General features: G+C 73.0%; 1 protein-coding gene. It reads right to left on the bottom strand.

What is annotated here, in order from left to right; genetic code table 11:
* Positions 1–1,350, bottom strand: a 1,350-nt coding sequence (locus GA0115259_RS10700; RefSeq protein WP_141716514.1) for an SDR family oxidoreductase, incomplete at both ends; no start/stop codon positions are given.

Here is a 1,350-nt window from a genome sequence, read left to right as displayed (position 1 = left end):
ATCGTGCAGATGCCAGGCCGCGTCGACCTTGGGCCGCAGTACGGTGTCCAGCCGCTCCGGAGTGAGGGCTCCGATGGTGACGTCGTCGAGCACGCCCGCCGTGTGCACCACGGCGGTCAGCGGATCTTCCGGCGAGAACCGGCCCAGCAGCTCCGCCACGGCGCCACGGTCGGCGACATCGGCCGCGGCCACTTGTGCGTCGGCTCCCAACGCGGCCAGTTCGGCGACGAGTTCACCGACGCCCGGTGTGTCCGGACCTCGGCGGCTGACCAGCAGCAGCCGCCGTACGCCGTACGACTCGGCCAGATGGCGGGCGAACAGGGCGCCGAGTCCGCCCGTACCACCGGTGATCAGTACGGTGCCCGCCGGGCCGACCGAGGCCACGGCGTCGGTGTCGGCGCGGCTCGCCCGTACCAGCCGTGGTGCCGTCAACCGGTCGCCGCGCAGGGCGAGTTGCGGCTCGCCGGTGGCGAGGGCGGCGGGCAGCAGTGCCTCCGCCTCCGGACGGTCCACGTCCACGAGGACCAGTCGGCCGGGATGCTCCGACTGTGCCGCGCGGACCAGGCCCCATACGGGAGTGCTCGCCAGCGCGGTGACGCTCTCGCCGGGCTCCGCCGCGACAGCACCCTGGGTGAGGAGCAACAGCTTGGTGTCGTCGTACCGTTCGTCGGCGAGGAACCGCTGGATCAGACGCAGCGCACCCGCCGCTGTCTTATGGGCGGCGCCGGCCTCGTCCTCTCCAGGCACGTCGGTACGGAACTGGTCGACGCGTACGAGGACGACCTCGGCGGCCTCCGCGCCGTCCTCGCCGCCCTCGCCGTCCGTGCCCGGCAGTTCACCGTGGAGCGCCTCCGCGATCCGGAGCGCGCCCGGAACGATGGCGGGTACGGGCACGGCCGTCCACTGCACTCCGTACAGAGCGTCCGGACCGCCGTCGGCAGCGGCGAGCTGGTCCCGTGCGACGGGCCGCAGGACCAAGGAGTCGACGGCGACGACGAGTTGGCCCGTGGCGTCGGCGGCGGTCAGCGAGAAGGTGTCGGGGCCTGTGGGAGAGATACGTACGCGCAGGGCGGTGGCGCCGGTGGCGTGCAGGACGGTGTCGCTCCAGGAGAACGGCAGCCGGATCGAGCCGGCCGCCGCGCTGCCCGCCAGTTCGGCGGCGTGCAGCACCAGCGGATGGAGGACCGCGTCGAGCAGCGCCGGATGGATTCCGAACCGGCCCGCGTCCGTGTGGTGTTCCTCGGGAAGGGACACCTCGGCGTACAGGTCCTCGCCCTGGCGCCAGACGCCCGTGAGTCCCTGGAAGGCGGGACCGTACTGGTAGCCGAGCTCCGCGAGCCGCTCGTACAC

Origin of the sequence: Streptomyces sp. MnatMP-M17 (genome assembly GCF_900091995.1) — a bacterium.
Taxonomy (GTDB): Bacteria; Actinomycetota; Actinomycetes; order Streptomycetales; family Streptomycetaceae; genus Streptomyces.
The sequence above is the reverse complement of the archived record's forward strand: the minus strand, read 5'-3'. Positions and strand labels throughout refer to the sequence as shown.